Source organism: Edaphobacter sp. (assembly GCF_035763405.1).
Taxonomy (GTDB): domain Bacteria; phylum Acidobacteriota; class Terriglobia; order Terriglobales; family Acidobacteriaceae; genus Edaphobacter.
In genome coordinates, this window is record NZ_DASUBE010000119.1 from 1 (window position 1) to 7126 (window position 7126).

Genomic DNA, 7126 nt, shown 5'->3' on the forward strand with positions numbered 1-7126 from the left:
ATGATCCAGCCCCAGCCGGAGCCGAACTGCTTGGCTGTGGCTTCGTTGAACTGCTTCTTCATGTCTTCAAAGGAGCCGAAGTCGGCCTTGATCTGCTGGGCGATGTCGCCGGAGGGCTCGCCGCCACCCTTGGGCTTCATAATCTGCCAGAACATGGTGTGGTTGACGTGACCGCCGCCGTTGTTGCGGACGGTCGTGCGCACGTCCTCGGGAACACTGGCCAGGTCTTTCAGCAGTTCCTCGGCAGATTTCTTGCCCAGATCGGGGTGCTTTTCGACGGCGCCATTCAGGTTGGTCACATAGGCCTGATGGTGTTTGTCGTGGTGCAGCTTCATGGTCGCTTCGTCGATGTGGGGTTCAAGCCCCGCGTAGTCATAGGGCAAAGGCGGTAGTTCGTAGGCCACGGTCGTTCTCCTGTCGTTGTACGGAATGGTTGGCGCACCGGCTGGATGCCGGGCGCATCATTGTGTGAGATGCGATCGGCGACTGGCGCGATGCAAGTGTCTTCACAAATGTCTTCACAAGTGTCTTCAAAATCATAGCGCACACGCGCGCAACCAACCTTCGTCCATTGACATCCACTAGAAACAGAGCCTTAAATGTTGCCCGCCATTGTAAGGATGAAGAATAAGCGATGAGTGACTCCGCCCCTGCCTACCACTGGCTTGATGATGACGGCCCAGCCTTTGGCGGTCCGGGACTTGAACCGCGCTGGACCTCCAGCGAGAAGGATGCGGTGTGTACCGCATACGCAGCGTCAAGCCGTGTCTGGTTTACGCTCTCGCACGGCATCCTGAACGAGATCTACTATCCCACGATCGACCGCCCGCAGACGCGCGACATGGAACTGCTCTTCACCGACGGCGAGACCTTTTTTCACGAAGAGAAGCGCGACTTCAGCTACGACTTCCAGTACATCGACCAGGCTGCCCCGGCGGTGCGGGTGACGGCCAGCGATCTTCAGGGCCTCTACACGGTGACGAAGGAGTTCATCGCCGACCCGCACCATCCGGCCGTGATGATGAATGTGAAGATTACCGGCGAAGAGTCGGTGATCTCGCGGCTGAAGTGCTATGCGCTGCTGGCGCCGCACCTCGACGTAGGCGGAGCGGGCAACTCGGCGCGCTCGATCGATGTGTCGGGCAAGCGATGCCTGCTGGCGTGGAAAGACGGCGTCTCGCTGGCGATGGGAGCGGACTGCGGCTTCACGCGCTCGTCCTGCGGCTACGTCGGCACCAGCGACGGCTACCAGAACCTGTCGCGGGAGATGGCGATGACGTGGCAGTTCGGGCAGGCGCTGGACGGCAACATCGCCGTCATCGGGGAGATCGACATTGCGCGCTGCCGCGAGTTCACCGTTGCCATTGCGTTCGGAGAAGGCCACCATGCCGCCATCGCGCAGATGATGCAGAGCCTGGCCACCTGCTACGATCTGCACCGCGACCGCTTCATCGAACAATGGCATCGCGCTGCGCCGGTCGACCATCTGGGCCCTGTCTCGACGGACCGCGGCAAGCTCGCGCGCGTGAGCCACAACATCCTGCTGACGCATGAGGACAAGACCTACTCGGGTGCGTTCATCGCGTCGGCTTCGATTCCGTGGGGCGCGTCGAAGGGCGACTCGGACCTTGGCGGCTATCACCTGGTGTGGACGCGCGATATGATTCAGACCGCGACGTCACTGCTGGCCTGCGGCCGCAACGACGTCAAGATGCATGCGGGCCGCGCCAGCACGGCCCTGCGCGCGCTGGTGTATCTGGCCTGCACGCAGCAGCCCGACGGCAGCTTCGCGCAGAACTTCTGGATCGACGGCACGCCGTATTGGTCCGGTATTCAGCTCGACGAGGTTGCGTTTCCCATCATGCTGGCCTGGCATCTGTGGAGGCACAATTCGCTGGGTAATTTCGACATCTTTCCGTTTGTCGAAAGGGCCGCATCGTTTCTGGTGCGCTACGCTCCCATTACGCAGCAGGAGCGATGGGAAGAGGCTGCGGGGTATTCGCCCTCGACACTGGCCTCCGTCATCTCCGGACTCGTTTGTGCCGCCGACATTATGCGTGTGCGCGGCTCCGAGGAGCTTGCCGAATTTCTCGAGTCGTACGCGGACTGGATTGAGTCGCACCTGGACGAGTGGACCACGACCACAGAAGGCGTGCTGCATCCGGACGTGAAGCGCCACTACATGCGCATCCGTCCGCCGGCCCCGGGCGAGCCGTTTCATAACGATCAGATTCCGGTCGGCTGCCTGCAACTGGCCAACCGCGGGCCGGATGAGCGCAGCGTCTTCGAGGCGAGGGAGGTCATCGATGCCGGTTTTCTGGAGTTGGTGCGCTATGGTGTCCGCCGCGCCGACGATCCGCTCATCGTCGATTCGTTGAAGGTGGTGGACCGCGTGCTGAGGATCAACACGCCCTACGGCGTTACCTGGCGGCGGTATAACCACGACGGCTACGGCCAGAAGAAGGATGGCTGCCCCTATGACGGCTGGGGCGAGGGCCGCGCGTGGCCGCTATTGACCGGCGAGCGTGCTCACTATGAACTTGCGGCAGGCAATCCGTATAAGCAGTACATTACGGCGATGGAGCGGTTCAGCTCGACCGGCGGGATGCTGCCCGAGCAGGTCTGGGACTACAGCGACCTGCCTTCCGCGAGGATGTATCTGGGCCGGTCGGCGGGCTCGGCGCAGCCGCTGGTCTGGGCGCATTCGGAGTACCTGAAGCTGCTGTGCTCGGCGCTCGAAGGGCAGGTAGTCGATCGTATCTCCATCGTTGCTGAAAGATACGCTGTGCCCGAGGGCAAGCGCACGTTCAAGAACCATGTCGAGATCTTTCAGCTCAGTCGCCCCGTTTCGAGCATACCGGCCGGTTACACGCTGCGCATTGTGGACCCAAATCGCTTCCGCGTCGTTTATTCTATGGATAATTGGGCCACGACGCTCAACGCCGAATCGCACACGGTCGGCCACCCTGGCTTTGTCGCCAACCTTTCTGTCCCCCAGCAGCAGACCGGCTCTCTCGTCTTCACGCTTTGCTGGGCCAGCCAGAACGAAGACCGCTGGCTCGGCAGAAATATCGAAGTCTCCATCGTCCCACAACCCTCGTCCTCTGGCCGCTGAAGAGGTGCGTCCACCGGCGCACCGCTTGTACACTGGTAGAGACAGGCAAATTAGACATTTCCCGGGCCGCTGCCTTCACGCGGCGCGCCCTCGGTCATGCAGAAAAAGGAAAAAATGAGCGACCAGCAAGCAGCAGACAAACAGCACGCACTCGACCAGCTTTCCATCAACGCCCTCCGCTTCCTCGCCGTCGATGCGGTGCAGAAGGCCAACTCCGGCCACCCCGGCGCGCCCCTGGGCTGCGCGCCCATTGCGTACCTGCTCTACCACAAGTTCATGCGGCACGATCCGGCGGACCCGAAGTGGATCAACCGCGACCGCTTTGTGCTCTCGAATGGCCACGCTTCGGCGCTGCTTTACGGCGCGCTGCATCTGTCAGGTTATGGTTTGCCGATGTCGCAGCTTGAACAGTTCCGCCAGTATGGCTCGCATACGCCCGGGCATCCGGAGTACGGCGAGGCCCCCGGCGTTGAAGTGACCACCGGCCCGCTGGGGCAGGGCTTCGGCATGGCCGTCGGCATCGCCACGGCGGAGAAGCACATGGCTGCGGTGTATAACCGCGACGCGCATAAGGTGATCGACCACTTCACGTATGTGCTGTGCGGCGACGGCGACCTGATGGAAGGCATCTCGCACGAGACGGCTTCGCTGGCCGGAACGCTGGGTCTGGGCAAGCTGATTGTGCTTTATGACGACAACCTGATCTCGCTCGACGGCCCAACCGAGCTGAGCTACACCGAGGACGTGACGCTGCGCTTTGAGGCGTACAACTGGCAGGTGCAGGTGGTCCACGATGGCAACGACCTGGTGGCGATTGAGGCGGCGATTCGTGCCGCACAGGCGGAGACGGCGCGGCCGTCGTTGATTCGTGTGCGCACAGTGATTGGCTACGGCAGCCCTAAGGCCGGGACGAGCAAGGTGCACGGCGAAGCTCTGGGTGTGGATGCGGTGAAGGCGACGAAGAAGAACCTCGGCTGGCCCGAGGACAAGACCTTCTACGTGCCGGAAGAGGCGGCGAAGAACTGGGGCACGATCAAGCCGCGCGGCAAGAAGGCCCACGAAGAGTGGAACGCGGACTTTGCCGAGTACAAGAAAGCGTATCCGGAGCCTGCGGCGGAGCTCGAGCGCGTGGTTGCGGCGAAGCTGGCCGATGGCTGGGAGAAGAAGATTCCGACCTTCCCGGTGGACAAGCCGGTGGCTACGCGCAACGCCGGGCAGGTGGTGATGAACGCGATTGCGGGCGTTGTGCCTGAGCTGTTCGGCGGCGCGGCTGACCTGACGGCTTCGACGAAGACGATCTTCAAGGACTCGCCCAGCTTCCACGTCGATCCCAAGGGGCGCAATGTCTTCTTCGGCGTGCGCGAGTTCGGCATGTGCGCGATGGTCAATGGTATGGCGGCGCACGGCGGGCTGATTCCGTTTGGCTCGACGTTCTTTGTCTTCTCGGACTACGCGCGCTCGGCCATCCGCATGGCTGCGCTGATGAATGTGCATTCGCTGTTCGTCTTCACGCACGACTCGATTGGTCTGGGCGAAGACGGCCCCACGCACCAGCCGGTCGAGCACCTGATGAGCCTGCGGCTGATTCCGCATCTCACCGACTTCCGTCCGGCGGACGCGAACGAGACGGCTGCCTGCTGGCAGCTTGCTCTGGAGCGCAAGAGCGCAAGCTTCATGGCGCTCTCACGGCAGGACCTGCCCGTGCTCGACACGACGAAGTACAAGGTGGCCGAAGGGGTGAAGCATGGCGCGTATTTGCTCGACGGGAGCGGCAAGGACATCATCCTGATCGCTACGGGCTCTGAGGTCTCGCTGATCCTGAAGGCTGCGGCTGAGCTGAAGGCCGAAGGCATCAACGCTTCGGTTGTCTCGATGCCCAGCTTCAAGGTCTTCGACGAGCAGGACCAGGCGTACAAGGACAACCTCTTCCCGGAGACGACGCCGAAGCTGGCCGTCGAGGCGGGCGCGACGCTCGGCTGGTACAAGTACATTGGCCACAACGGAGGCGTGATCGGCGTGGACCGTTTCGGCGCGTCGGCCCCCGGCCCGATTGCGATGGAGAAGCTCGGCATCAGCGTAGCGCACGTGGTCGAGCAGGCCAAGGCGCTGGTTGGCAAAGAGCAGCCGGAGTTGGTTCAGAAGTAAACACAGGCATGGGCGGAGCTTCGGCTTCGCCCATGTGCTTTCCGGTTCGATTGCAGCCATTCCACCGTGTCCGCGTCGATGCTGCCGTTAGCTGCATCCAAAAACTATGACTCCTTTGACTCCTTTGACTCCTTCGATCTCCGCAAATCGCGTCTGGTTCATCACCGGCAGCTCCACCGGCTTTGGCCGCGTGCTGGCCGAAGAGGTGCTCAAGGCTGGCGGCCGCGTGGTCGCCACCGCGCGCAAGGTCGAGCAGGTCCGTGATCTTGAACAGAAGTATCCGGACCGCGCACTGGCGCTACCGCTCGACGTGAACAACGCTGCGCAAATTGAGGCTGCAGTTGCCGCTTCGTTGAAGCGATTTGGCCACGTCGATGTTCTGGTCAACAATGCGGGATACGGCGTCGCGGGGGCCATCGAGGAGGTCTCAGAGGCGGAGTTTATGCCGATGTTTGAGACGAATCTCTTCGGCCTGCTGCGAGTGACCCGCGCGTTTCTGCCGCATCTGCGAAGGCAGAAGAGCGGCCACATCCTCAACCTCTCGTCCATCGGCGGAGTCACTGCCGGGCCCGGGTGGGGACTCTACCAATCCACCAAATTTGCAATCGAAGGTATCTCGGAAGCTCTTGCCGCCGAGGTTGCACCGCTTGGCATCCGCGTCACGATTATCGAGCCGGGTCCGTTTCGCACAGACTTTCTCGGCCGTTCCGGGGTGGAGGCTGCGCAACGCATCGCAGATTACGAAGGCACCGCCAGCAACGCGCGCCACTACCTGGGTACGCAGCACGGCAAGCAGAAGGGCGACCCGGTGCGCGCCGTCCACGCGATGATGCAGGTCGTCGAATCGCCGAATCCTCCGCTGCGTCTGCTGCTGGGCGCCGTTGCGCTCCAGCGCCTTCGCGCGAAGCTGGACAACTGGCAAAAAGAGATTGCCGCATGGGAGACCACGACCGTGGGCGCGGATTTTCCGGAGGGTGAGTGAGTCTTGCTCCGGAGATTAGGACTGTCTTCTGGGACGTGGGCGGCGTGCTGCTGACCAACGGCTGGGACATCAACCAGCGGGCCGAAGTGCTCACCTCGCTCGGCGTCGATCTCGCCGCCTACGAGGCCATTCACGACGAGGTGAACTTCTTCTGGGAGCGCGGCCTTATCTCCGCGCAGGATTTCTTTGAGCGTACTGTGATTGAGACGAACCCCAAGCTCGGCCTTACGTTCGACCACCTCTGGAAGCTGGTCTGCGCCGAGAGTCGGATGCTGCATCAGGAATGCTTTGACTTCGTCGCCACGCTGAGGCGCTCGGGCAAATACCGGCTGGCCACGCTCAACAACGAGTCGAAGGAGCTGAACCGTCATCGCATCGACGCCTTTCATCTCCGACGATTTTTTGATTACTTCATCTGCTCGGGCTATGTTCACGAGATGAAGCCGCTCGCCGAAATTTATCGCGCGGCCATCGACATCTCCGGCTTCGCGGCGGAGACTTCAGTCTTTATCGACGACAAACCGGAGAACTGCGAGGCGGCCCGCGCCTTCGGAATGAACGCCATCCACTTTGAATCGCCCACGCAACTGCGCGACTCGCTCACCGAATTCGGCATCGCTGTTTAGCATCGAAACGTAGCATCGGAAACAGGAGGGACCATCATGGAACTGGGAATCATCGGACTTGGCAAGATGGGTTTCAATATGGCGGAGCGTCTGCGCCTCGCCGGTCACAAGGTCGTTGGCTTCGACTTCAACAAGGACGCGACGGCGAGACTGACCGCAAGCGGCTCACTCGGCGTCAACTCGCTGGCCGACCTGGTGAAGAATCTTGCCGCTCCGCGCGCCATCTGGATCATGGTCCCTTCGGGCGATCCGGTGGAT

At 61.9% G+C, this 7126-nt stretch carries 6 protein-coding genes; 5 read left to right on the plus strand and 1 reads right to left on the minus strand.

What is annotated here, in order from left to right; genetic code table 11:
• The coding region (locus VFU66_RS11970; protein ID WP_326446489.1) for a superoxide dismutase at window positions 1-404 on the minus strand (404 nt) is incomplete at its 3' end.
• A 230-nt stretch (window positions 405-634) separates the two neighbouring features.
• Between VFU66_RS11970 and VFU66_RS11975 the strand changes: the two genes are divergently transcribed.
• The 5 genes from VFU66_RS11975 to VFU66_RS11995 form a co-directional block, all read left to right on the plus strand.
• Complete coding sequence (locus VFU66_RS11975) at window positions 635-3115, plus strand: glycoside hydrolase family 15 protein (RefSeq protein WP_326446490.1); 2481 nt, start codon at window positions 635-637, stop codon at window positions 3113-3115.
• 114 nt (window positions 3116-3229) lie between these two features.
• A complete protein-coding gene (gene tkt, locus VFU66_RS11980) occupies window positions 3230-5260 on the plus strand; it encodes a transketolase (RefSeq protein ID WP_326446491.1) in 2031 nt (676 codons plus the stop codon).
• A gap of 106 nt (window positions 5261-5366) precedes the next feature.
• A complete protein-coding gene (locus VFU66_RS11985; RefSeq protein ID WP_326446492.1) occupies window positions 5367-6242 on the plus strand; it encodes an oxidoreductase in 876 nt (291 codons plus the stop codon).
• Complete coding sequence (locus VFU66_RS11990; protein WP_326446493.1) at window positions 6239-6868, plus strand: HAD family hydrolase; 630 nt, start codon at window positions 6239-6241, stop codon at window positions 6866-6868. Before VFU66_RS11985 ends, VFU66_RS11990 begins: the two co-directional genes overlap by 4 nt.
• Window positions 6869-6904: 36 nt before the next feature.
• A partial coding sequence (locus tag VFU66_RS11995) for an NAD(P)-binding domain-containing protein (protein WP_326446494.1) occupies window positions 6905-7126 on the plus strand: 222 nt, incomplete at its 3' end.

Excerpts from the sequence above, each read along its gene's own strand:
- VFU66_RS11985 (WP_326446492.1), top strand. The coding sequence starts at position 5,367 with ATGACTCCTTTGACTCCTTTGACTCCTTCGATCTCCGCAAATCGCGTC.
- VFU66_RS11975 (WP_326446490.1), top strand. The coding sequence starts at position 635 with ATGAGTGACTCCGCCCCTGCCTACCACTGGCTTGATGATGACGGCCCA.
- tkt (WP_326446491.1), top strand. The coding sequence starts at position 3,230 with ATGAGCGACCAGCAAGCAGCAGACAAACAGCACGCACTCGACCAGCTT.